General features: G+C 37.3%; 23 protein-coding genes. 20 read left to right on the top strand and 3 right to left on the bottom strand.

The features are described 5' to 3' along the window. Positions 1-12: 12 nt before the first annotated feature. Positions 13-1,311, top strand: a complete 1,299-nt coding sequence (eno, locus tag BMX18_RS01705; protein ID WP_004232506.1) for a surface-displayed alpha-enolase — start codon at positions 13-15, stop codon at positions 1,309-1,311. Positions 1,312-1,474: 163 nt separating this feature from the next. Here eno and gatD read toward each other — a convergent pair whose 3' ends face one another. Together gatD and murT are read right to left on the bottom strand one after the other, a co-directional pair. Then, complete coding sequence (gene gatD, locus BMX18_RS01700; RefSeq protein WP_093814822.1) at positions 1,475-2,263, bottom strand: lipid II isoglutaminyl synthase subunit GatD; 789 nt, start codon at positions 2,261-2,263, stop codon at positions 1,475-1,477. Position 2,264: 1 nt separating this feature from the next. After that, positions 2,265-3,608, bottom strand: a complete 1,344-nt coding sequence (gene murT, locus BMX18_RS01695) for a lipid II isoglutaminyl synthase subunit MurT (RefSeq protein WP_039696622.1) — start codon at positions 3,606-3,608, stop codon at positions 2,265-2,267. Positions 3,609-3,713: 105 nt separating this feature from the next. Between murT and cdaA the strand changes: the two genes are divergently transcribed. The 9 genes from cdaA to ndk all read left to right on the top strand — a co-directional run bounded on the left by cdaA (position 3,714) and on the right by ndk (position 11,416). Beyond that, positions 3,714-4,562 (top strand): diadenylate cyclase CdaA, encoded by an 849-nt coding sequence (cdaA, locus tag BMX18_RS01690; RefSeq protein WP_039696623.1) that lies wholly within the window; start codon positions 3,714-3,716, stop codon positions 4,560-4,562. Continuing rightward, a complete protein-coding gene (locus BMX18_RS01685; protein ID WP_074626497.1) occupies positions 4,559-5,515 on the top strand; it encodes a CdaR family protein in 957 nt (318 codons plus the stop codon). The genes cdaA and BMX18_RS01685 overlap by 4 nt, the downstream gene beginning before the upstream one ends. A gap of 108 nt (positions 5,516-5,623) precedes the next feature. Then, a complete protein-coding gene (gene glmM / locus BMX18_RS01680) occupies positions 5,624-6,976 on the top strand; it encodes a phosphoglucosamine mutase (RefSeq protein ID WP_039696625.1) in 1,353 nt (450 codons plus the stop codon). A gap of 110 nt (positions 6,977-7,086) precedes the next feature. Further along, a complete protein-coding gene (hemW, locus tag BMX18_RS01675) occupies positions 7,087-8,217 on the top strand; it encodes a radical SAM family heme chaperone HemW (protein WP_074602390.1) in 1,131 nt (376 codons plus the stop codon). Between the two features lie 5 nt (positions 8,218-8,222). After that, positions 8,223-8,951, top strand: coding sequence for an acyl-ACP thioesterase domain-containing protein (locus BMX18_RS01670; RefSeq protein ID WP_093814821.1), 729 nt, complete (start codon positions 8,223-8,225; stop codon positions 8,949-8,951). Between the two features lie 94 nt (positions 8,952-9,045). Further along, positions 9,046-9,819, top strand: coding sequence for a TIGR01457 family HAD-type hydrolase (locus BMX18_RS01665; RefSeq protein WP_074626501.1), 774 nt, complete (start codon positions 9,046-9,048; stop codon positions 9,817-9,819). Next, positions 9,809-10,468 (top strand): TIGR01906 family membrane protein, encoded by a 660-nt coding sequence (locus BMX18_RS01660; RefSeq protein ID WP_074626503.1) that lies wholly within the window; start codon positions 9,809-9,811, stop codon positions 10,466-10,468. The genes BMX18_RS01665 and BMX18_RS01660 overlap by 11 nt, the downstream gene beginning before the upstream one ends. Further along, positions 10,465-10,635, top strand: coding sequence for an NADH-quinone oxidoreductase subunit L (locus BMX18_RS01655; protein ID WP_074626505.1), 171 nt, complete (start codon positions 10,465-10,467; stop codon positions 10,633-10,635). The genes BMX18_RS01660 and BMX18_RS01655 overlap by 4 nt, the downstream gene beginning before the upstream one ends. A gap of 364 nt (positions 10,636-10,999) precedes the next feature. Beyond that, positions 11,000-11,416: a nucleoside-diphosphate kinase gene (gene ndk, locus BMX18_RS01650; RefSeq protein ID WP_039696631.1), complete on the top strand. Its 417-nt coding sequence runs from the start codon at positions 11,000-11,002 to the stop codon at positions 11,414-11,416. Between the two features lie 112 nt (positions 11,417-11,528). On the opposite strand, the gene BMX18_RS01645 is transcribed toward ndk, so the two are convergent. After that, entirely contained in the window at positions 11,529-12,095 is a 567-nt protein-coding gene (locus tag BMX18_RS01645; RefSeq protein ID WP_093814819.1) for an Ltp family lipoprotein, read from the bottom strand. Positions 12,096-12,347: 252 nt separating this feature from the next. Between BMX18_RS01645 and lepA the strand changes: the two genes are divergently transcribed. The 10 genes from lepA to BMX18_RS09540 all read left to right on the top strand — a co-directional run bounded on the left by lepA (position 12,348) and on the right by BMX18_RS09540 (position 23,094). Next, the gene (gene lepA / locus BMX18_RS01640; protein WP_093814817.1) at positions 12,348-14,183 is read left to right on the top strand and encodes a translation elongation factor 4; all 1,836 of its coding nucleotides are present in this window, start codon (positions 12,348-12,350) and stop codon (positions 14,181-14,183) included. A 150-nt stretch (positions 14,184-14,333) separates the two neighbouring features. Then, positions 14,334-15,617, top strand: a complete 1,284-nt coding sequence (gene aroA, locus BMX18_RS01635) for a 3-phosphoshikimate 1-carboxyvinyltransferase (RefSeq protein ID WP_093814815.1) — start codon at positions 14,334-14,336, stop codon at positions 15,615-15,617. Then, the gene (locus BMX18_RS01630) at positions 15,610-16,086 is read left to right on the top strand and encodes a shikimate kinase (protein WP_093814813.1); all 477 of its coding nucleotides are present in this window, start codon (positions 15,610-15,612) and stop codon (positions 16,084-16,086) included. Before aroA ends, BMX18_RS01630 begins: the two co-directional genes overlap by 8 nt. After that, positions 16,083-16,907 carry a prephenate dehydratase gene (pheA, locus tag BMX18_RS01625; protein ID WP_093814811.1) on the top strand — a complete coding sequence of 275 codons (825 nt, stop codon included), beginning with the start codon at positions 16,083-16,085 and terminating at the stop codon, positions 16,905-16,907. The genes BMX18_RS01630 and pheA overlap by 4 nt, the downstream gene beginning before the upstream one ends. A 99-nt stretch (positions 16,908-17,006) precedes the next feature. Next, on the top strand, positions 17,007-18,485 hold the full coding sequence (locus tag BMX18_RS01620) for an LCP family protein (protein WP_093814809.1): 1,479 nt from the start codon (positions 17,007-17,009) through the stop codon (positions 18,483-18,485). A gap of 108 nt (positions 18,486-18,593) precedes the next feature. Then, positions 18,594-19,964: a 23S rRNA (uracil(1939)-C(5))-methyltransferase RlmD gene (gene rlmD, locus BMX18_RS01615; RefSeq protein WP_093814807.1), complete on the top strand. Its 1,371-nt coding sequence runs from the start codon at positions 18,594-18,596 to the stop codon at positions 19,962-19,964. Between the two features lie 276 nt (positions 19,965-20,240). Beyond that, on the top strand, positions 20,241-21,104 hold the full coding sequence (locus tag BMX18_RS01610; RefSeq protein WP_074626518.1) for a helix-turn-helix domain-containing protein: 864 nt from the start codon (positions 20,241-20,243) through the stop codon (positions 21,102-21,104). A gap of 32 nt (positions 21,105-21,136) precedes the next feature. Then, positions 21,137-21,250 (top strand): KxxxW-cyclized peptide pheromone, encoded by a 114-nt coding sequence (locus BMX18_RS09545; RefSeq protein ID WP_374057259.1) that lies wholly within the window; start codon positions 21,137-21,139, stop codon positions 21,248-21,250. 612 nt (positions 21,251-21,862) lie between these two features. Further along, positions 21,863-22,954 carry an MFS transporter gene (locus tag BMX18_RS01595; protein ID WP_093815149.1) on the top strand — a complete coding sequence of 364 codons (1,092 nt, stop codon included), beginning with the start codon at positions 21,863-21,865 and terminating at the stop codon, positions 22,952-22,954. Beyond that, positions 22,909-23,094 (top strand): GNAT family N-acetyltransferase, encoded by a 186-nt coding sequence (locus BMX18_RS09540; protein WP_374057258.1) that lies wholly within the window; start codon positions 22,909-22,911, stop codon positions 23,092-23,094. Before BMX18_RS01595 ends, BMX18_RS09540 begins: the two co-directional genes overlap by 46 nt. Positions 23,095-23,099 lie beyond the last annotated feature (5 nt).

The raw sequence follows: 23,099 nt of genomic DNA, 5'->3' as shown, positions 1-23,099 counted from the left end.
GAGAGTAACATAATGTCAATTATTACTGATGTTTACGCTCGCGAAGTCCTTGACTCACGCGGTAACCCAACACTTGAAGTAGAAGTTTACACAGAATCAGGCGCATTTGGTCGTGGTATGGTTCCTTCAGGAGCTTCTACTGGTGAACACGAAGCAGTTGAACTTCGTGACGGAGACAAATCTCGTTACAACGGTCTTGGTACTCAAAAAGCTGTTGACAACGTTAACAACATCATTGCTGAAGCAATCATCGGTTTCGATGTTCGTGATCAACAAGCTATCGACCGTGCTATGATCGCTCTTGACGGTACTCCAAACAAAGGTAAACTCGGTGCAAATGCTATCCTTGGTGTTTCTATTGCCGTAGCTCGTGCAGCAGCTGACTACCTTGAAGTTCCACTTTACAGCTACCTTGGTGGTTTCAACACTAAAGTTCTTCCAACTCCAATGATGAACATCATCAACGGTGGTTCTCACTCAGACGCTCCAATCGCTTTCCAAGAATTCATGATCGTACCTGCTGGTGCACCTACATTCAAAGAAGCTCTTCGTTGGGGTGCTGAAATCTTCCACACACTTAAGAAAATCCTTAAAGAACGTGGTCTTGAAACAGCTGTTGGTGACGAAGGTGGTTTCGCTCCTAAATTTGAAGGAACTGAAGACGCTGTAGAAACAATCATCAAAGCTATCGAAACTGCTGGTTACAAACCAGGTGAAGATGTATTCCTTGGATTTGACTGTGCTTCATCAGAATTCTACGATAACGGAATCTATGACTACACTAAATTCGAAGGTGAAGGTGCTGCTAAACGTACTGCTGCAGAACAAATCGACTACATCGAAGAATTGGTTAATAAATACCCAATCATCACTATCGAAGATGCAATGGACGAAAACGACTGGGACGGATGGAAAGAACTTACTAAACGTCTTGGTAAACGTGTTCAATTGGTCGGTGATGACTTCTTCGTAACAAACACTTCATACCTTGCACGTGGTATCAAAGAAGAAGCTGCTAACTCAATCCTTATCAAAGTTAACCAAATCGGTACTTTGACTGAAACATTCGAAGCTATCGAAATGGCTAAAGAAGCTGGTTACACTGCAGTTGTATCACACCGTTCAGGTGAAACTGAAGATTCAACAATCGCTGACATCGCAGTTGCAACTAACGCTGGTCAAATTAAAACTGGTTCACTTTCACGTACTGACCGTATCGCTAAATACAACCAATTGCTTCGTATCGAAGACCAACTTGGTGAAGTAGCTGAATACCGTGGATTGAAATCATTCTACAACCTTAAAAAATAATCTCTGATTATATTAAGGTAAAAACCTTAGCTTAGGCTAAGGTTTTTTTGTGCTCTTAAAAAGTGTATTGACATATTGTCGATAAGATAGCTTGGTTAAGTGAACACAAAAGAGATTATAAAAATGCTTGAAGAAATTTTCTTCAAGCATTTTTTGTAAAATCTTATTTTTCAAATTCAGCTTTGCTCTTAGTATCGGCATATTCTTCGGCAACTTCTTTTGAAAGAATGTCGTTATAACTTGGTAGTGCAATACTAGAACCATATTTATTTTTCAAGGCTGTGGTTACGAGGCGATAAGCCAGATTAGCATTACGTGAAAGAATTGGTCCGTGGAAGTAGCTACCGTAGACGTTTCTGTAATGAACACCTTCTGTACCGTCTTCTTTATTATTACCGTTTCCGTAAACACATGTTCCAAGTGGTTTTTCATCTTCTGAAAGGAAAGTACGTCCTTGGTGATTTTCAAAACCGTAATAAGTTTCGTTAAATTCATCATTGTGAATTTTGATATCACCGATAAAACGATTATTATTTTGACTAAGGGTATAGTGTCCCATAACCCCAAGACCATCGATTTTTTCACCGTTTGCTTGGACGTAGTATTGACCTAGAAGTTGGAAACCACCACAGATTGCAAGCATAACTTTGTTTTTGTTGATGAAATCAGCGATAGCTTCTTTTTTACCTGGTAGGTCTTTAGCGACGATTGATTGTTCGTAATCTTGTCCGCCACCAAAGAAAGCCATATCATAGTAATTGGCATCAAAGCTATCACCAAGTGACACGATATCAAAGGTCATTTTAGCACCTAGCTTTTCACCGACGTATTTCATCATGAGAATATTACCATTGTCACCGTAGGTATTCATAAGATTTCCATAAAGGTGAGCAACGTTTAATTCGTATTGATATTCTTTATTTGCAGGAGATTGTAGTGAAGTATAAGTCATTTTAGTTCATCTCCTTTCCAACAGCGTGACGACTTGCTAAGATTTCGCGGAATTGAAGCATAGCTGTGTAAGTCGCTAAGATGTAAGCATGGTCAGTTGGTTGAGCTTCAATCAAAGCCATGATATCTTCTAAGCTTTCAGCTTCTGTAATTTTATCTTCATCATAACCTGTCACACGTAAGCGACGTGCAATTTCAGAGTGGCGCACGCCTCCAGCAAAGGCTTGTGGAATATCCATGTCTAAGATAGATTCAAAGTTAGCATCCCAAATCCAGCTAGTATCAATTCCGTCAGCGTAGTTGGCATTGAGTAGAACTGATAGTGTAAATGGATATGGAGCCAATTTAATCATATCAAGAGCTTGGCTAGCACCAACTGGGTTTTTGATAAGAACCAAAGTACAAGACTTATCACCGATTTTGAAGGTTTCTTGACGTCCAAAGACTGCACGGCTCTTGTCAAAGCCAGCTTTGATTTTTTCAGGAGAAACTCCAAAGAACTCAGCTACAGACACGGCTGCAAGGGCGTTATAGATATTGTAAAGACCACCGACGTTAATCTTGTAATCTTGCCCATCAATGACAAATTCAGATGTTGTATTTGTGATTTTTGTCAAATCTGTCAAAGCATAATCAAGTTTTGGACGGTGAAAACCGCAATTTTCACAAACGTAATCACCAAGGTTAGCGTAAGTGTTAAGCTTGTATTTCAAGATGCTTTGGCATTGTGGGCACAAGATACCTTCAGTGTTGTAGTGAGCTAATTCTGGTGCATGCTTTTCAGTATCAAAACCATAGTATTTGACTGGATTGATGACGTTTGTTGAATTGAAGAGCGGGCTGTCTCCATTAGCTAGGATAGTTGCATTTGGTGCTTTTGCTGCACCATCCAAAATCATTTGATAAGTTGTATAGATTTCACCATAACGGTCCATTTGGTCACGAAAAATATTTGTGAAGACAAAAAGACTTGGAGTGATGTATTCTGTGATTTTTGGAAGGCTTGCTTCATCAATTTCTAGCACAGCGATTTTTTTTCCAGATTTAGCTCTTTTAGCTGTCAAGAAAGTCGATGTGATTCCGGTAATCATGTTAGCTCCACTAGGGTTTGTCACGATTTCACCGAAAGCTTCACGCAAAATGCCTACTGTCAAAGCAGTTGTGAGGGTTTTACCGTTTGTACCAGTGACAACAACAATCTCATAATCTTTGGCAATCGTATCTAAAATGTCTTTGTCGAATTTGAGGGCGATTTTTCCAGGCAAGGTTGAGCCACGTCCCATTTTTGAAAGAATGGCGTGAGCTGCTTTACCAGCCGTAATTCCCATTAATGTGTTTACTTTCATAGGAATATTGTACCACAAAAAGGAATATTCGAATAAAGAAAATCTGTTTTAAAAGTGGTATAATAGAAAGGTAGTTTTATTTAGTTAGAGAAAAGAGATGTATGTATGAGTAATTTAGCGGCTATTGATGCTAAATTTTGGGCAACTTTGGTTGAAAATCCATGGACTATTGTTGTTCATTTACTAGATATTTTAATCGTAGCATATTTTATTTATCGTTTAATAAAAGCCTTAGCTGGCACGAAGATTATGTCCTTGATTCAAGGTGTTGTCTTCTTTATCATTTTGAAATTTGTCGCTGAGTGGATTGGCTTTACGACCATCACTTATTTGATGAATCAAGTTATCACATACGGTGTTATCGCGTGTGTTGTTATCTTTGCTCCTGAGATTCGTTCTGGTCTTGAAAAATTTGGTCGTTCGACGCAAGTTTTTTCACAAACGCAACAAGTTAGCGACGAAGAAAAACTGGTTGAAGCCTTGGTAAAATCAGTTGCTTACATGAGTCCTCGTAAAATTGGTGCTTTGATTTCTATCGAGCGCACGCAAACATTGCAAGAGTATATTTCTACAGGTATTCCTTTGGATGCTGATATTTCAAGTCAGTTGTTGATTAATATCTTCATCCCAAACACACCCTTGCATGATGGTGCGGTAATCATTAGTGGTAATAAAATCGCGACAGCTTGTTCTTACCTTCCTTTGTCTGAGTCAATGGCCATTTCAAAAGAATTCGGAACACGTCACCGCGCAGCTATTGGACTTTCAGAAAACTCAGATGCTCTTACAATTGTTGTGTCAGAAGAGACTGGTGGGATTTCAATTACTTCAAAAGGTGAGTTTTTGCATGATTTGACCAAAGAGAATTTTGAAGCGATTCTTCGCACACATTTAATTACAAAAGTTGAGGAAGAAGACCACTGGTATCAAAAATTTTGGAGGAAGAAAAAATGAAAAAGTTTTTCAATAGTCAATTCTGGTTGGTTATTGTGTCCATTATCTTTTCTATTCTCCTATTTTTGACTGCCACAACAAGTAATTATACGCATGTTGGGTCGCAGGTATCTGGCGCAACAGAGACCTTCACCCACACCCTAACAAATGTCCCTATCGATATCAAATACGATAGTGATAAGTATTTTATCAGTGGTTATTCGTATGAAACAGAAGTTTATTTAACATCAATCAACCGTGTTAAATTGGACTCTGAAATCAATAATGACACGAGAAGTTTCAAGGTTGTTGCTGACTTGTCAAACTTAGGTGAAGGGACTCAAACAGTGCCTCTTAAGGTGACTAATTTGCCATCAGGTGTTACAGCGACAGCTTCACCTAATAATATCTCAGTGACTATTGGCAAAAAGAAAACCAAAACATTTGATGTTCAAGGTGTCATTGATGATAATCAAATCGCCAGAGGCTATGAGCTGAAGAAAGTGTCAACAGACATATCTGAAGTTGAAGTCACAAGTGCAGAATCAATCATTGATCAAATCGATCATGTGGTTGCTAAGCTGCCTGAAAATGAAGTCTTAAATGGCAATTACAATGGACGAGTAGCCCTACAAGCTGTTGCCTCAGATGGCACAATTCTTGCTAGTGCGATTAACCCGTCAAAAGCTCGACTTGAAGTGACAGTTAAGAGATTGACCAAAACCGTTCCTGTGACTGTTAAGATGACTGGGAAAATGAATGATAAGCTATCAAATATCTCTTATAGTCTCAGTCAAGACCAAGTGACGATTGCTGGTAGCCAAGATGCCCTTAACGCTGTTAATGAGGTGGTTGCTAATGTCGATGTCTCAAATGTGACAAAAGATACTAATTTGAGTGTCAACTTAACAGCAGATAATGTGGCAGTAGAGCCTTCTGTAGTGACGGTACAGTTGACAGTGACAAAAAAATAGTTCATAATAGCTAGGACTATATATTAAAGAATATTGGACAAGCAAGTTTCTTGTCCTTAGGAAATGAATATTAGTAATGGAGGAAGCGAATTTTTCGCTAAAAAAATAATGGGAAAATATTTTGGAACAGATGGTGTTCGTGGAGAAGCAAATGTTGAGTTGACCCCTGAGTTAGCTTTCAAATTAGGACGCTTTGGTGGCTATGTTCTTAGTCAGCATGAAACAGGACGTCCAAAAGTATTTGTAGCACGTGATACTCGTATTTCAGGTGAAATGCTTGAATCAGCTTTGGTAGCTGGTCTTCTTTCAGTAGGTATTGAAGTTTACAAACTCGGTGTTCTAGCAACTCCAGGTGTTTCATACCTTGTTCGTACTGAAAAAGCTAGCGCTGGTGTTATGATTTCTGCTAGTCACAACCCTGCTCAAGATAACGGTATTAAATTCTTCGGTGGTGATGGATTCAAATTGGCTGATGATCAAGAATTGGAAATTGAAGCTCTTCTTGACGCACCAGAAGATACACTTCCACGCCCTTCAGCAGACGGTTTGGGAACACTTGTTGATTATCCAGAAGGTCTTCGTAAATACGAAAAATTCCTTGTGTCAACAGGTATTAGCTTAGAAGGAATGAAAGTTGCTCTTGATACAGCAAATGGTTCAGCATCTGTATCTGCACGTGATATTTTCCTAGATCTTGATGCTGATATTACAGTTATCGGTGAAAATCCAGATGGTCTTAACATCAATGATGGTGTAGGATCAACTCACCCAGAACAATTGCAAGAACTTGTTAAAGAATCAGGTGCTGCAGTTGGTCTTGCTTTTGATGGTGATAGCGACCGTTTGATTGCTGTTGATGAAAATGGTGAAATCGTTGATGGTGACAAAGTTATGTACATCATCGGTAAATACCTTTCTGAACGTGGACAATTGGCTCACAACACAATCGTAACAACTGTTATGTCAAACCTTGGTTTCCACAAAGCACTTGACCGCGAAGGGATTAACAAAGCTATCACAGCTGTTGGTGACCGTTACGTTGTTGAAGAAATGCGTAAATCAGGCTATAACCTTGGTGGTGAACAATCAGGTCACGTGATTATCATGGATTACAACACCACTGGTGATGGTCAATTGACTGGTATCCAATTGGTTAAAGTCATGAAAGAAACTGGTAAACCACTTTCTGAACTAGCTGCTGAAGTTACAATTTACCCACAAAAATTGGTTAACGTTCGTGTTGAAAACAGCATGAAGAGCAAAGCCATGGAAGTTCCAGCTATCGCAGAAATCATCAGCAAAATGGAAGAAGAAATGAACGGAAACGGTCGTATCTTGGTCCGCCCAAGTGGTACAGAACCACTTCTTCGTGTTATGGCAGAAGCTCCAACCGATGAAGAAGTAAGTTACTATGTCGATACTATTGCTGATGTCGTTCGTAAAGAAATTGGAATCGACTAATTAAAATAAATGAAAAAGGATTGAGCAGTGGTGCTCTCCTTTTTTGCTTGCTAAGATTTTATTGTATTTAATTCATTGGTTATCTCACTTAAAAATGTTATAATAGCGTCATGCTAACAAAACCAACATCAGCTTATGTACATATTCCTTTTTGTACGCAGATTTGTTATTATTGTGATTTTTCAAAGGTTTTTATCAAGAATCAGCCTGTCGATGAGTATTTGCAGGCTCTTATTCGTGAGTTTGAGTCTTATGATATTAAGAAATTGCGTACTTTATATATTGGTGGTGGAACACCAACCTCAATTACTGCAGAACAACTGGAGTACTTGTTGACGAATTTGACTAAGCACTTGGATTTGAGTGCTTTAGAAGAATTCACTATTGAAGCTAACCCAGGTGATTTAACAGAAGATAAGATTGAAGTGCTCAAGCGCTCAGCCGTGAATCGTGTGTCACTTGGCGTTCAGACTTTCAATGACAAACATTTGAAGCAAATTGGTCGTAGTCACAATGAAGCTCAGATTTATTCAACGATTTCGAATTTGAAAAAAGCTGGTTTTCATAACATTTCAATTGACTTGATTTATGCTCTTCCTGGTCAGACTATGGAAGATGTCAAGGAAAATGTGGCTAAGGCTATTGCACTTGATATTCCGCACTTAAGCCTTTATAGCTTGATTCTGGAACACCACACGGTTTTCATGAATAAAATGCGTCGCGGTAAATTACAATTACCTAAAGAAGATTTGGAAGCGGAGATGTTTGAATACATCATTTCTGAGTTAGAAGCTAATGGCTTTGAGCACTATGAAATTTCAAACTTCACCAAACCAGGTTTTGAAAGCCGCCATAATTTGATGTACTGGGACAATGCAGAGTATTTTGGTGTGGGAGCAGGGGCTTCTGGCTATTTAAATGGTGTCCGTTATCGTAATCGAGGGCCAATTCAGCATTATCTTAAAGCAGTTGCCCAAGGTAATGCTAGATTATCAGAAGAAAAATTGACAAAAGATGAGATGATGGAAGAAGAATTGTTCTTAGGATTACGTAAAAAATCAGGTGTTTCTATCGCCAGATTTGAAGAAAAATTCGGCTTGTCTTTTGAAGAACGTTATGGTCAAATCGTGAGAGAACTTTGTCAGCAAGGCCTATTGGTTCCAGATGATAAGGTGGTACGCATGACCAAAAAAGGACTGTTTTTGGGAGACACAGTCGCAGAGAGATTTATATTGGAGTAAAAAAGATGGGATTAAGTTATCAAGAAAAATATCAAGTACCTTTTTATGAAAGTGATATTAATCAAAATATGAAATTATCACAACTCTTATCGCTTGTTTTGCAAGTTTCTGGCAAACAATCGTTAAGTCTTGGAATGAGTGACGAGTATGTTTTTCAAACTTATAATCTTGTCTGGATTATCACAGAATATGCTATTGAGATCGACCGCTTGCCTAAATATACCGAAAACATTGTAATCGAGACGGTGCCAACAGTTTATAACAAGCTCTTTTGTTACCGTGATTTTAATGTCTATGGCGAAGATGGTGAGAAGATTTTGACCATTCATTCAACCTTTGTCTTGATGGATTATGACACTCGAAAAGTACATCCTGTCGTTGATGATATTGTGGATGTTTACCAAGTAGAAAAAGTTAAAAAAATCTATCGTGGTCCTCGTTATGAAGGCTTGGAAAATCCAGAAGAAACCTTATATCATGTGCGTTTCTTTGATCTTGATTTAAATGGTCATGTTAATAATAGTAAATACCTTGAATGGATGTATGATGTTTTAGACGTTAACTTTTTGGAAAAATACATTCCACACCACATTAATTTGAAATATGTGAAAGAAGTTCAATATGGTCATGACATCAAGTCACGTGTTGAACGTGTTGGCTTGACAACCAAACATGAAATTGTCACTCAAGGTGTGGTACGAGCTCAAGCACGCATTGAATGGAAAGAAAAATAAGCGCTCTGCTATTTTTAAATAATTAAGGAAAGAAGTAAGACTTAATGACCTTTTAACTTACCTGAAAGGTCATTTACTATATATGGAGGAAAGAATGACTTATAAAGGCTATTTGATTGATTTAGACGGAACAATTTATAAAGGAAAAGATCGTATTCTAGCTGGAGAACGTTTTATTCAACGTCTTCAAGAAAGAAATATTCCTTATGTCTTGGTGACAAACAATTCAACACGTACACCTGAAAAAGTCCAAGAAATGCTTGCAACACAATTCAACGTTCATACACCTCTTAACACTATTTACACCGCAACAATGGCGACGATTGATTACATGAACGATTTGAATCGTGGCAAAACTGTTTATGTGATTGGGGAAACTGGTTTGAAAACAGCTATCGCAGAAGCAGGTTATGTCGAAGATACTGAAAATCCAGCCTATGTCGTTGTTGGACTTGATACTGATTTGACTTATGAAAAATTAGCGGTAGCGACATTGGCTATTCAAAAAGGTGCTGTCTTTATCGGAACGAACCCAGACTTGAACATTCCAACGGAACGTGGCTTGATGCCAGGAGCTGGTGCCATTAACAATCTATTAGAAGTTGCAACACGTGTTAAACCAGTTTATATCGGAAAACCGAATGCCATTATCATGAACAAAGCCTTGGACGTCCTTGGGGTCAAACGTGAAGAAGCTATCATGGTTGGAGATAACTACCTAACAGATATCATGGCAGGAATTCAAAATGATATTGCTACTTTACTTGTGACAACAGGATTTACCAAACCTGAAGAAGTGCCAACACTTCCAGTAAAACCTGATCACGTACTAGCTAGCCTTGACGAATGGAATTTTGATGAAAAATAGAATTTGGACCTTTAGCACTTGGTTATGGCTTCTATCTTTAGCAGTGCTAGTAGCTATTTACGGCGCTTGGTTAATCTATCCTTTAGAGGTGGATTGGCTCAAGCTTACCCTCCAAGTGACTATAACAAAAGCTGACCTCTTAAAAAACTTCAATGTCTTGATGACATATCTGACGAATCCATTATCGCACACTCTAGCTATGCCTGATTTTCCCTCATCAGCTAGTGGGCTTAAGCATTTTGGCGACGTGAAGCATCTATTTCATTTAGCACAAGCAGTATTCATCTTACTGGCTTATCCATCTTGGCGTTTTTGGAAAAATAGCAGAGCTGAAAAGTCACTTTTTCTTCATCAGAGAGCTTTTACCGTAGCTGCAATTTTACCGATTGTCATTGCAGTAGCAGGTCTTTTGATTGGTTTTAACCAATTCTTTACTCTCTTTCATGAAGCCTTATTTCCTGGTGATAGCAGTTGGCTCTTTAACCCAGCAACAGATCCTATCATCTGGGTGCTGCCAGAAGAATACTTCATGCATTGCTTTATCATCTTCTTTGTAACTTATGAAGCGCTCATGCTAAGCTTAGTCGCAATAGCTCGTAAGCAATTAAATCATCGCCTAAAAAATAATGAGAGAAAGGATGAAAAATGACACTTGCATGGTACTTTTGGCTACCGTTTGCCGCATCGTGGCTTTTTTCCATCACATTTTGGGTAAAATCCTCTAACATTTCGCAAAAATGGCTGCGCATCACCTTCGTTATCGCAGGTATCATCGCCTTTCTTCTCCCTTTTTTCTGGGGCTGGCTGGTGAGTTAAGCAGCAATAAAATAAAAAGAAAACAAGCGTGGAAACGCTTGTTTTTTAATAATTTGAGGAGTAAAATAAACTTGTTTAATTTTGTTATATCTATTTGAATCACAAAAAATGCACCCGAATCGGGTGCCACTTTTACAAGTTGTGTACGGACAAAGCCTTATTTTAACTCGCTGTGTTGTTTCGAATAGTTCCAAAACGTTATCCGTAACGGTTTGGCGATTGTTGGCGTTTTAGAGCTGTGTTGTTATTTCTTATTGTAATTCCCAACTAAAACTTTAGTGAAAATACCTTTCAACGTTTTTCAAAAATTTTCTTTTATGGTAAAATTGAAGGTGAATTTATTTAGATAGGTTGGATTGTTTACATGGAAAAAACTTTCTTTATGATTAAACCAGATGGTGTGAAACGCGGACTTGTTGGTGAAGTATTACACCGTATCGAACGTCGTGGTTTCAAAATTGAAAAATTGGAAATGCGTATGGCAACTCCAGAATTGTTAGAAAAACACTACGAAGACTTAGTTGACCGTCCATTCTTCCCACTAATCGTGGACTTTATGACAAGTGGTCCGGTGATTGCTGGTGTTATGTCTGGTGAAGAAGTGATTTCTTCTTGGCGTACAATGATGGGTGCAACTAACCCTAAGGAAGCTCTTCCTGGAACAATCCGCGGTGACTTTGCTCAAGCACCAGCAGAAGGAGCAGCAACATTTAACATCGTTCACGGTTCAGATTCACCAGAATCAGTTGAACGTGAAATTGCCCTTTGGTTTGGGGAATAATATTTTGAAGCAGTCTTTTGGCTGCTTTTTTGTTTTCTCACACCAAAACCACCTAGAAATTTTCCAGGTGGTTTTTCCTATATGGGTCATAGGTTTGCTAGGTTAGATTGGCTCAGTCATTCAGATGGTCGATGGCATATTGTGCTTCTTCGGCGGTGAATTTTGCGCCGTGTTCAGAAGTGAGTTGTTCGTAGATTTCGTCTGATGACAAGTCTAGTGTATTCTTATAACTTCTTGCTTTTTCCAAGGCAGCTTTTTTATAGTCTAATTTGGCATGGTCGATAGCGTACTGAGCTTGCTCAGCGGTGAATTTATCACCATTTTCGTTAGATAATTGGTCATAGATGCCTTGTTTTGACATGTGCATAATCTTGTAGTAGCTCTTTGCTCTTTTAAGCGCAGCTTTTTTGTAATTAGCTTTTAAATGGTCAACGGCATATTGAGCATCTTCAGCAGAATATTTTTCAACGTCTGATGTCAATTGGTCGTAAATGCCTAATTTTGACATGTTCATGAGCCTGTAGTACTTTTCAGCCTTGTTTAGAGCTTTTTTCTGACTACTAGTCGCCGCAGCGTAGACGACATGGGGTTCCGAGACAAGTGGCGGACTTGTTACGAAAAAACTAGACAATCCTAATAGTGCCGCAGCACAGACAATAATCATTGTTCTCTTTTTCATGATGTTCTCCTTATCAACGGTTAAGTGTGTGAGATAGGATGATACAGTTTAAAATGAAGTGTGGAAGTAAGTTATTTGTCTAATTTTCACTTAAATGATAGCGCTTTATTTACAAAATGTAAAGAAATTTGCGGTTCTTTTTTGTAAGTGCTTTTCCTTGCTTTTATCGCTTGTTACAAACTTTTTATAGCACCCAAGGTGTTTATTTGTTATAATAGAAATAATGAATAATTGTATAGGATTATAGGATAGATGGATATTCAAGAATTAAAAAAACGACAAGAAAAGATTCGCAATTTCTCAATTATTGCGCATATTGACCACGGAAAGTCAACTTTGGCTGACCGTATTTTGGAAAAGACTGAAACAGTTTCTAGTCGTGAAATGCAAGCTCAACTCTTGGATAGCATGGATTTGGAGCGTGAACGTGGTATCACAATCAAACTTAATGCTATCGAGTTGAATTACACAGCTAAAGACGGTGAAACTTATATTTTCCACTTGATTGACACACCGGGACACGTCGACTTTTCATACGAAGTGTCACGTTCTCTAGCGGCATGTGAAGGGGCTATTTTGGTTGTCGATGCGGCACAAGGTATTGAAGCTCAAACCCTTGCTAATGTGTATTTAGCCCTTGATAATGATTTGGAAATCTTGCCAGTCATTAATAAGATTGACTTGCCAGCTGCTGATCCTGAGCGTGTGCGTCAAGAAATCGAAGATGTTATCGGTCTTGATGCTTCTGAAGCAGTTCTTGCTTCAGCAAAAGCTGGTATCGGGATTGAAGAAATCCTTGAACAAATCGTTGAATACGTGCCAGCACCAGCTGGTGATGTTGAAGCACCACTTCAAGCCCTTATCTTTGACTCAGTTTACGATGCTTATCGTGGAGTTATCCTTCAAGTACGCATCGTCAATGGTATGGTGAAACCTGGAGATACTATCCAGTTGATGTCTAATGGTAAAACATTTGATGTTACTGAAGTTGGTATCTTCACACCAAAAGCAGTTGGACGTGATTTCTTAGCAACAGGTGATGTTGGTTATATCGCGGCGTCAATCAAGACAGTTGCTGATACACGTGTAGGTGATACTGTAACGCTTGCAAACAATCCAGCAGCAGAACCGCTTCACGGTTATAAACAAATGAACCCAATGGTGTTTGCTGGTCTTTATCCAATCGAATCAAATAAATACAATGACCTTCGTGAAGCACTTGAAAAACTTCAATTGAACGATGCTAGTCTTCAATTCGAGCCAGAAACATCACAAGCTCTTGGATTTGGTTTCCGCTGTGGTTTCTTGGGACTTCTTCACATGGACGTTATCCAAGAACGTTTGGAACGTGAGTTTAACATTGACTTGATCATGACAGCGCCATCCGTTGTATACCATGTCAATACGACTGATGGAGACATGCTTGAAGTGTCAAACCCATCTGAGTTCCCAGATCCAACTAAGGTTGCAAGTATCGAAGAACCATATGTTAAAGCACAAATCATGGTTCCGCAAGAATATGTCGGAGCAGTTATGGAACTTGCACAACGCAAACGTGGTGATTTTGTGACAATGGATTACATCGATGAAAATCGTGTTAATGTCATTTACCAAATCCCACTTGCTGAAATTGTCTTTGATTTCTTTGATAAATTGAAATCATCAACACGTGGTTATGCAAGCTTTGATTACGAAATTTCAGAATACCGTAAATCTAAATTGGTTAAAATGGATATTTTGCTTAATGGTGACAAAGTCGATGCGCTTAGCTTCATCGTTCACAATGAATTTGCCTATGAACGTGGTAAATTAATCGTTGAAAAATTGAAGAAAATCATTCCACGTCAACAATTCGAAGTGCCAATTCAAGCGGCTATCGGTCAAAAAATTGTTGCTCGATCTGACATCAAAGCTCTTCGTAAAAACGTTTTGGCGAAATGTTATGGTGGTGACGTTTCTCGTAAACGTAAATTGCTTGAAAAACAAAAAGCTGGTAAGAAACGTATGAAAGCTATCGGTTCTGTTGAAGTGCCACAAGAAGCCTTCTTGTCAGTTCTTTCAATGGATGACGAAAGCAGCAAAAAATAAAACATAAACAGCTGAAAGAATTTCTTTCAGTTGTTTTTCTTGTAAATTTTGTACATAAAACATCATAAAAAGAGAATTGTTAGAGAGTTGTGCAAATTTTCAGTATTTTTATGGTACAATAGAATTAAAACTAAACCGTGGGAGAGTTGTATGAAATTATTGACAAATGTGTCACAATTACAAGGAACGTTACGTGTTCCTGGAGATAAATCAATCAGTCACCGTTCTATCATGTTCGGAAGTCTTGCTAAGGGGAAAACGACTGTTCGCGATATTTTACGTGGCGAAGATGTTTTGTCAACCATGCAAGTTTTTCGTGATTTAGGGGTTGATATTCAAGATGATGGAGACCTTGTAACCATTACAGGTGTTGGTTTTGATGGTCTTAAAGCCCCACAAAATAAACTTGATATGGGAAATTCAGGAACATCAATTCGTTTGATTTCTGGAGTTTTGGCTGGACAAGATTTTACGGTTGAGATGTTTGGAGATGACAGTTTGTCAAAACGTCCAATGAATCGCGTGACAATTCCACTTCGTCAAATGGGTGTTGAGGTTTCAGGTCATACTGAGCGTGACTTGCCACCACTTACTATGCACGGAAGCAAGAACCTTAAGCCAATTCATTATCAACTTCCTGTGGCATCAGCTCAAGTGAAATCTGCTTTGATTTTTGCTGCTTTGCAAGCAGATGGGGAATCAGTCATTATCGAAAAAGAAAAGACACGTAATCACACCGAAGATATGATTGTTCAATTTGGCGGTGCAATTGATGTGAATAGCAAAGAAATTCGCATCAAAGGTGGTCAAGAATTTACTGGTCAAGATGTGGTCGTTCCAGGTGATATTTCATCAGCAGCCTTTTGGTTAGTTGCAGGGCTTATTGTTCCAAATGCTAAAGTAACACTTGAAAACGTTGGTATCAATGAAACTCGTACAGGTATTCTTGATGTCATTGAAGCAATGGGTGGTAAAATGACAATTTCAGATGTTGATGACATTGCCAAATCAGCAACGATTACCGTTGAAACTTCAGAGCTTTCTGGCACTGAAATCGGTGGTGAAATCATTCCACGTTTGATTGATGAATTACCAATTATTGCTCTTCTTGCTACACAAGCTAATGGTACAACAGTCATTCGTGATGCAGAAGAGTTAAAAGTCAAAGAAACAGACCGCATCCAAGTTGTGGCGGATGCTTTGAATGCAATGGGGGCTGATATTACACCGACTGATGATGGCATGATTATCAAAGGAAAAACACCACTTCATGGTGCTAAAATCAATACTTTTGGTGACCACCGTATCGGTATGATGGCGGCAATTGCTGCGCTTTTGGTGTCAGAGGGTGATGTTGAGTTAGAGCGCGCAGAAGCAATCAACACAAGCTACCCAAGCTTCTTTAGTGATTTGGAGGTCTTGTCACATGGCTAGAATTATTATTGGATTTATGGGGTCTGGAAAATCAACCATTTCCTCACTTTTAGATAAAGATTATATCGACATGGATGCTTTGATTACAGAGCGTATTGGCATGTCAATTGCGGACTTTTTTGAAAAAGAAGGCGAAGCAAAATTCCGTGAGATTGAATCACAGGTCTTAGCTGAATTGGCGAATTCTGACCATGTTATCTCAACTGGTGGTGGTGTGGTTATCAACCCAATTAACCGAGAAATTTTGGCAAAAAATCCTGAAACGATTTACTTGAAAGCTGATTTTGACACGCTTTATAATCGTATTAAAAATGATACAAAGAATGTCCGTCCTTTATTTGTTAATAATAGTAAAGAAGATTTCAAAGCTATCTTTGATGGACGTCAAGAGATGTATGAGGCTGCAGCCAATCGTATTATCGAAGTTGCTGGAAAAACACCGGAAGAAATTATTGAGGAAATTGGATGAAAGTTGGCTATTTAGGACCGAATGGTTCTTTTACGCACAATGTTGCTGTTAAGGCATTCCCTGAAGCTGATCGAGTGCCTTTTGCAAATATCACTGAAGTAATCAAGTCTTACGAAGAAGGAATGGTGGATTATGCCATTATTCCTGTTGAAAATTCCATTGAAGGGTCAGTTCACGAAACTCTGGACTACCTTTTTCATCAAGCTAAAATTGAAGCGGTTGCGGAAATGATTCAACCGATTAAACAACAGCTTTTAGCAACTTCGCAGGATAAGGCGATTGAAAAAATTTTCTCACATCCGCAGGCTATTGCTCAAGGGAAAAAATACATCAAGTCTCACTATCCAAATGTTCAAATTGAAATGACAGCGAGCACTGCCTATGCTGCGCGTTTTATTGCTGAAAACCCTGCTGAGCCTTTTGCAGCAATTGCACCAGTTGCTGCCGCAAAAGAATATGGCTTAGAGATTATCGCCAAAGACATCCAAGAAATGGATGAAAACTACACGCGCTTTTGGGTGCTTGGTCGGAAGAAATACGCTTTTGAATTGTTTAAGTGTCAACAAAAAGTGTCTCTTGCTTTGACTCTGCCAGATAATCTTCCAGGGGCACTTTATAAGGCTTTGTCTGTGTTTGCATGGCGCGGAATTAACTTGACTAAAATCGAAAGTCGTCCTTTGAAGACAGCTCTTGGAGAGTACTTTTTCATCGTTGATATTGATAATACCAATGAAGCTCTAGTCACTTTTGCGCTGGAAGAATTGCGCCAGCTTGGTATTGGTTATAAAATGCTCGGAAATTACGACGTTTACAAGTTATGATTTCGTTCTAATGTCATTTTTTAGTATAATAATAGTATAGTCGTTTCGTTAAACTTGTACTGACTTTAGTATAGCTAGATTGAAAGAGTGGTATGAGATATGGCACAAGATAAATTAAGTCGACACGAAGAATTAAGATATGAGTACCTTTTGGGAAATTTAGAATACCTAAATCCGCAGCAAAAGGAAGAATTTGGTTATCTCTATCATAAAAAGCAGATGAGTATGCAAGAGATGTCATCTGGATATCCTTCGTCTGCCAATAAAGAGCCAAATTATGAGCGTTATGACGATTATGGCGACTATTACGAGTATTATGTTTACTACGATGACGACTATGACGATGATTATGATGCCTATGTGACTTACGATGAATACGACGATTATGATGATTATGATAATCAAGTGACCTCACAAGGTTTGCCAAAATATCCGCAGGCAAAAAAGTCACGGACTTCAAAGCGAAAGAAAAAAGCAAAAAAGCAAACTTCTTATTTAGATTATTACGAAGGAATCGCTCACGAAGAACCTAAGGTGACCAAAGCAAAGAAGCCCAAAAAGAAGAACCATAAAAAACGTTTCAAGCATTTTTTGCAATTTTGTGGTTTCTTAGTTATTATCGTTATGATTGGCATGGTTTACATGTTTTATCATGGGGTTCACGAAGTTTCTAGTGGCGAGACGAAATATTCTGCTGCAGTAGTAGAACCTTTTAACGGTCAAGATAGTCATGACGGGACTAATATTCTGATTCTTGGTAGTGATAAGCGGATTTCGCAAGGCTCATCTGATGCTAGAACAGATACCATCATGGTGATGAATATTGGTAACAAAGAAGGTAAAGTTAAACTAGTTAGCTTTATGCGTGATACTTTGGTGAATATCAATGGTGTCAGCTATAATGACTATGCTAATGACCAAAAGCTAAATGTGGCCTTTAACATTGGCGAACAAGATGATCGTCAAGGTGCTGAGTTCATGCGTAAAACTTTGAAGGATAACTTTGATATTAACGTTAAGTATTATGTCATGGTTGATTTTGAAACATTCGCAGAAGCTATCAATACTCTCTTTCCAAAGGGCGTTGAGATAGATGCCAAGTTTGGTACGGTTGATGGTCAAGAAGTGTCATCGGTTGAAGTGCCTGATGACCTTAACATGCAAGCAGATGGTAGCGTCCCTAATCAGACCATTGAAGTTGGTCAACAACGTATGGATGGACGGACTTTGCTAAATTATGCGCGTTTTCGTAAGGATGATGACGGCGATTATGGTCGTACACAACGTCAACAACAAGTCATCTCAGCGATTGTCAATCAAATCAAAGACCCTTCAAAACTCTTTACAGGCTCAGCAGCAATCGGCAAAATCTATGCCCTTACCTCAACCAACATCTCTTATCCATTTCTTGTTAAAGAAGGCTTGGGAGTGGTGACAAGTGGTCAAAAGGGAATTGAGCAAAAGACAGTTCCTGCAGAAGGCGACTGGACAGATGATTATGATATGTATGGCGGTCTAGGAATTGCCATTGATTTCAATAAATACCAAAAAGAGTTGAAAGACCTTGGGCTACGTTAATAATATGATATAATAGAGAGGCAGTTAAGCTTCTCTATTTTTTATAGGGAAGAAACCGAGAATAAGATATTACTGATGGCTTATATAAGTCAGGCATGAAAGGAAAATATGTTAGAAAAAAATAGCATTGTAGAGGTTGAAATCACAGATTTATCACACGAAGGAGCAGGGGTTGCCAAAGTTGATGGCTTCGTCTTTTTTGTTGAAAATGCTCTTCCAGGTGAAAAAATCAAGATGCGCGTCTTGAAAGTGAAGAAAAATATTGGTTTTGGTAAGGTTGAAGAATACCTCACCATTTCTGAACACCGTAACCAAGATTTGAATGTGGATTACTTGCGTACAGGAATTGCGGATTTTGGACATTTGGCTTACGCTGAACAATTGAAATTTAAACGCAAACAAGTAGCTGATAATTTGTATAAAACAGCTGGCATTTCAGATGTTGAAGTGTTAGAAACACTTGGTATGGAGCATCCTTACGCTTACCGTAACAAAGCGCAAGTGCCAGTTCGCCGTGTTAATGGACAACTGGAAACTGGTTTCTTCCGCAAACATTCACACGATTTGATGCCAATTTCTGATTTTTACATTCAAAATAAAGAAATTGACCGTTTAATCAATTTCACACGTGATTTGCTTCGTCGTTTTGACCTTAAACCATACGATGAAAAAGAACAAACTGGTTTAATTCGTAACTTGGTGGTTCGTCGTGGACATTATTCTGGTGAGATGATGCTTGTCTTTGTCACAACACGTCCGAAAATTTTCCGCATCGAGCAAATCATCGAAAAAATCGTAGCAGAATTTCCAGCGGTGAAATCAGTTGTTCAAAACATTAACGATAAAAATACCAATGCGATTTTTGGTAATGACTTTAGAACACTTTATGGAAAAGATACGATTGTTGACAGCATGCTTGGCAATCAATATGAAATTTCAGCGCGTTCATTCTACCAAGTGAACACTGAAATGGCTGAAAAACTTTACCAAACTGCTATTGATTTCTCAGATTTGACGGCTGATGACATCGTGATTGATGCCTATTCTGGAATTGGAACAATTGGACTTTCATTTGCCAAAAATGTCAAAGCAGTTTATGGTGTTGAAGTGATTGAAGAAGCGGTTGAAGATGCTAAACGCAATGCTGCACTTAATGGCATTACTAATGCGCATTATGTGGCTGATTCTGCAGAGCATGCCATGGCGACATGGAGCAAAAATGGCATCAAACCAAGCGTTATTTTGGTTGACCCACCACGTAAAGGCTTGACAGAAAACTTTATCAAAGCAAGCGTAGCCATGCAACCAGAAAAAGTCACTTACATCTCATGTAACCCAGCAACTATGGCGCGTGACATCAAACTTTACCAAGAACTCGGCTACAAACTCCAAAAAGTACAGCCGGTGGATTTGTTCCCGAATACGCACCATGTTGAGGCAGTATCACTGCTTGTACGAGCTACTGAAACAGCGAAGTAGAGTTATTTTTAGCTATTATTAAGCAGGATTGTATTGAATAAATACTTTTATGTATAAAATATTTTAGTGAAGGCATAACTACAATGCCTTCGCTTTTTTATTTTTCAAATAGCAATTAACCCATAACAATGATAATGATTCCCTCAAAGGCTAGAAGTAATATAGTTAATAACCTATTGTTTTTCATGTAAATTTTCTTGCTTTCAATTTTTTATGTTTTATGATAAAATACTGAAAATTAAGAATATTCCTGTGTATACATATCAGAGGTACAATATGAAAAAATTTGGAGAAATTTTTAAAAAGTTTCGAGAATCTAGAGGATTACGATTAAAAGATGTTGCTAAGGTTGGTATATCAACATCTCAGTTATCACGTTTTGAAAATGGTGAGACTGATTTAACAATTTCAAAGTTTATAGCTGTTTTAGATGAGGTTAATGTACCGATTGATGAATTTATGTATGCAGTTCATGACTTCCGTCGTGATGAACTAAATGAACTTTTGTTAAAGGTTAATTGTTTTGTATCTAATCATGATGTTGAAGGTATGAAAAAATTACTCTATTTACAAATGGAGTCAAATTCCAAGCGGAGCAAATTTCATCAAATAAATACTATTTTGTTAAAAATTCGATTACAAGATTTATCGGGAGAGCCTTATTATTCTAGTGATGATTTATCTTATTTAACAGATTATTTATTTAGTGTTGAATACTGGGGATATTACGAATTATTGATATTTGCAAATACATTAGATGCCTTAAATCATGATGTTTTTATGGTTTTGGCTAGAGAAATGTGTAGGCGTTCAGATTTTTATAAAGAAATACCAAAGAATAGGCGAATGATCTCATCGATGTTATTAAATGGATATATCACATGTGTTGAAAGAGGAAAAATTTTTGATGCTTTGTATTTTGAAAAACAACTAAAGCAATGTTTTTTCACTGAGACGGAAATCTATGAGAGGTTAGTATTTCAGTATGTACAACACTTATATCAATATAAAAAAGAAGGAGATAGAAAAGCAATTGTTGAAATGAGGAAGAGTATTGCCGCAATGAAATTAGCTGGAAGTAATCATATAGCAAAGATTTATGAAGGACATTTAGAAAAAATTTTAGCAGATAAAGGGTAGTGTGCAGATATGGGAATGTTTTATTGTAAGTGATGAAAAAGAATATAATTATAGTATCCTATTTGAAAGGAGTTACAATTATGTCTAAAGAACTTGAGAAAGTCCTTGAGTCTAGTTCTATGGCAAAAGGCGACGGTTGGAAGTGATCTGGTAATTTATCTCATAGGATAAGCAGAGGTTACATTTTCCTCTGCTTTTTTAGAAAGGTATTCGAAATAATAACGTTTTCAGAAGATGCTTTATTTAGACTAGAGAAGTTTGGTGGAATTTTAATAAATAAAACAAATTTTGATCGAGTTGAATTAGATGAGACTGAGGCTTTTTTCTATATCTAGTTCAAATCCATGGTTTTGAAATTGCTGTTTCTTTTTTTAAAAAAGATATAGAAGCAGGAAAATTAAAACGAGCATTATCATTAGATATCTATTCTGATAAAAATATTGAGGGGATCATTGAAAGATCCTGCCGAGACTTTAAAAAATGCGAGGGAGCATGTAGCAAAATTAAAAAAGCATAATGTATTGAGTTTTCCACTCGAATTAGTAATATACCCTAGTATGTATTGTGATTTAAAATGTGGTTTTTGTTTTTTAGCAAATCGAGAAGATAGAAGTTCCAAACCTGCTAAAGATTGGGAGTGAATTTTGCGTCAGGCAAAAGATAATGGAGTGCTTAGTAAAAATTTGCGAAGGCGGCTGCTATGTTAACTTGATTAAGGAGAAGAGTCCAGAATATTTTAGAGACTCAGTTTGCAAATTATGAGTAAAAGGATTTTTAATTTATATGTGATGAATATATTTCTGTCTGGATTACCGTACTACTTTGTAACAATGTTACTTTTAAAGCATCTAGGTTTCTCTTTCACAGAAATAGCTAGTTTATCTGTTATTACCGAGTTATGTGGTTCAGTTTTTGATATTCCATTAAGCGTTATTTCAAGTAAGTTTGGTTACAAGAAAATTTTGGTTATATCAAATTTTCTATTAATTTTAGCGCTATCTTGTTTACTCTTTGGAAAATCAAATATAATATATATTTCAGCAATATCTTTTGGATTGTCGGAATCATTATCTTCAGGTGTTCTTAATGCCTATAATTTTGAAATAATTGATGATGAAGTAGTGTATAAATCATTTTTGAAATATCTCAATACAATAAAATATGTTTTTATAGCTATTGTTACAATTATATCTCCATATTTATTGAATAGGAATTTTAGTTATCCGATTATTATTTCCATTGTATTTGTGGTTTTAAGTCAATTAAGTTTAATAGGATTACCTGAAATCAGAAATACACTGAATAATGATCAAAAAATATTCAGCATTGATAATGTTAAAGATATTCCATGGAACTTAATATTGTTAGGAGTAGCATTCTCGACTCTAATTATGATTAGCAATTCTTATGCAGGTATATTTTTAAATGAACAGGGACTTTCATTAGATATGTTGGGTATCGTACTATTTATGTTTAATATATCTATGGCTTTGGGAAGTTATCTAAAAATTAAGTTTAAAATAAGTTTAATGCTGCCAATACTAGCTATTTTTATGTTTTTTCAAACCAATTTATTCATCCAAATTATAACTTTTCTATTAATGCGTATTCTCAATTCCAGTTATAATAACCATTTTTACTCTAAATTTAATATATCGATAGAAAAAAATAGAGCAGTATCGTGGTCGGTATATAATTTATTTATTTCAATAAGTTTTATGGTAGCAGATTTTCTAGCTGGTATTTTTGCTGATAATTTTAGTATAAGGAGTAATTATTTAATATTTGGTACAGTAAGTCTTTTTTGCTTGGTATTCTTTTCTTTTTCAAACAGAGAGAAAAGAACTTAAAAGATACAGTTGAACTATGTGCGATAGGAGTTTTGAAAGAATATCACCGACAGGGTGTGGGAAGTGCTCTTGTTTTGAAAGAAAAAGAAATTTCAATTGAAAAGGGTTACTCTTTTTTTCAAGTTAAAACTGTCATTTAATGAGG

Source organism: Streptococcus sp. 45 (assembly GCF_900108865.1).
In the GTDB taxonomy this organism is placed as follows: domain Bacteria; phylum Bacillota; class Bacilli; order Lactobacillales; family Streptococcaceae; genus Streptococcus; species Streptococcus ruminicola.
The sequence above is the reverse complement of the archived record's forward strand: the minus strand, read 5'-3'. Positions and strand labels throughout refer to the sequence as shown.

Coding starts and splice junctions, on each gene's coding strand:
- BMX18_RS01645 (WP_093814819.1), bottom strand. CDS start 12,095: ATGAAAAAGAGAACAATGATTATTGTCTGTGCTGCGGCACTATTAGGA.
- lepA (WP_093814817.1), top strand. CDS start 12,348: ATGGATATTCAAGAATTAAAAAAACGACAAGAAAAGATTCGCAATTTC.
- rlmD (WP_093814807.1), top strand. CDS start 18,594: ATGTTAGAAAAAAATAGCATTGTAGAGGTTGAAATCACAGATTTATCA.
- BMX18_RS09545 (WP_374057259.1), top strand. CDS start 21,137: ATGAAAAAGAATATAATTATAGTATCCTATTTGAAAGGAGTTACAATT.
- gatD (WP_093814822.1), bottom strand. CDS start 2,263: ATGACTTATACTTCACTACAATCTCCTGCAAATAAAGAATATCAATAC.
- BMX18_RS01630 (WP_093814813.1), top strand. CDS start 15,610: ATGGCTAGAATTATTATTGGATTTATGGGGTCTGGAAAATCAACCATT.
- BMX18_RS01685 (WP_074626497.1), top strand. CDS start 4,559: ATGAAAAAGTTTTTCAATAGTCAATTCTGGTTGGTTATTGTGTCCATT.
- aroA (WP_093814815.1), top strand. CDS start 14,334: ATGAAATTATTGACAAATGTGTCACAATTACAAGGAACGTTACGTGTT.
- BMX18_RS01610 (WP_074626518.1), top strand. CDS start 20,241: ATGAAAAAATTTGGAGAAATTTTTAAAAAGTTTCGAGAATCTAGAGGA.
- BMX18_RS01670 (WP_093814821.1), top strand. CDS start 8,223: ATGGGATTAAGTTATCAAGAAAAATATCAAGTACCTTTTTATGAAAGT.
- BMX18_RS01655 (WP_074626505.1), top strand. CDS start 10,465: ATGACACTTGCATGGTACTTTTGGCTACCGTTTGCCGCATCGTGGCTT.
- murT (WP_039696622.1), bottom strand. CDS start 3,608: ATGAAAGTAAACACATTAATGGGAATTACGGCTGGTAAAGCAGCTCAC.
- cdaA (WP_039696623.1), top strand. CDS start 3,714: ATGAGTAATTTAGCGGCTATTGATGCTAAATTTTGGGCAACTTTGGTT.
- BMX18_RS01620 (WP_093814809.1), top strand. CDS start 17,007: ATGGCACAAGATAAATTAAGTCGACACGAAGAATTAAGATATGAGTAC.
- BMX18_RS01660 (WP_074626503.1), top strand. CDS start 9,809: ATGAAAAATAGAATTTGGACCTTTAGCACTTGGTTATGGCTTCTATCT.
- pheA (WP_093814811.1), top strand. CDS start 16,083: ATGAAAGTTGGCTATTTAGGACCGAATGGTTCTTTTACGCACAATGTT.
- glmM (WP_039696625.1), top strand. CDS start 5,624: ATGGGAAAATATTTTGGAACAGATGGTGTTCGTGGAGAAGCAAATGTT.
- BMX18_RS01665 (WP_074626501.1), top strand. CDS start 9,046: ATGACTTATAAAGGCTATTTGATTGATTTAGACGGAACAATTTATAAA.
- eno (WP_004232506.1), top strand. CDS start 13: ATGTCAATTATTACTGATGTTTACGCTCGCGAAGTCCTTGACTCACGC.
- BMX18_RS01595 (WP_093815149.1), top strand. CDS start 21,863: ATGAGTAAAAGGATTTTTAATTTATATGTGATGAATATATTTCTGTCT.
- hemW (WP_074602390.1), top strand. CDS start 7,087: ATGCTAACAAAACCAACATCAGCTTATGTACATATTCCTTTTTGTACG.
- ndk (WP_039696631.1), top strand. CDS start 11,000: ATGGAAAAAACTTTCTTTATGATTAAACCAGATGGTGTGAAACGCGGA.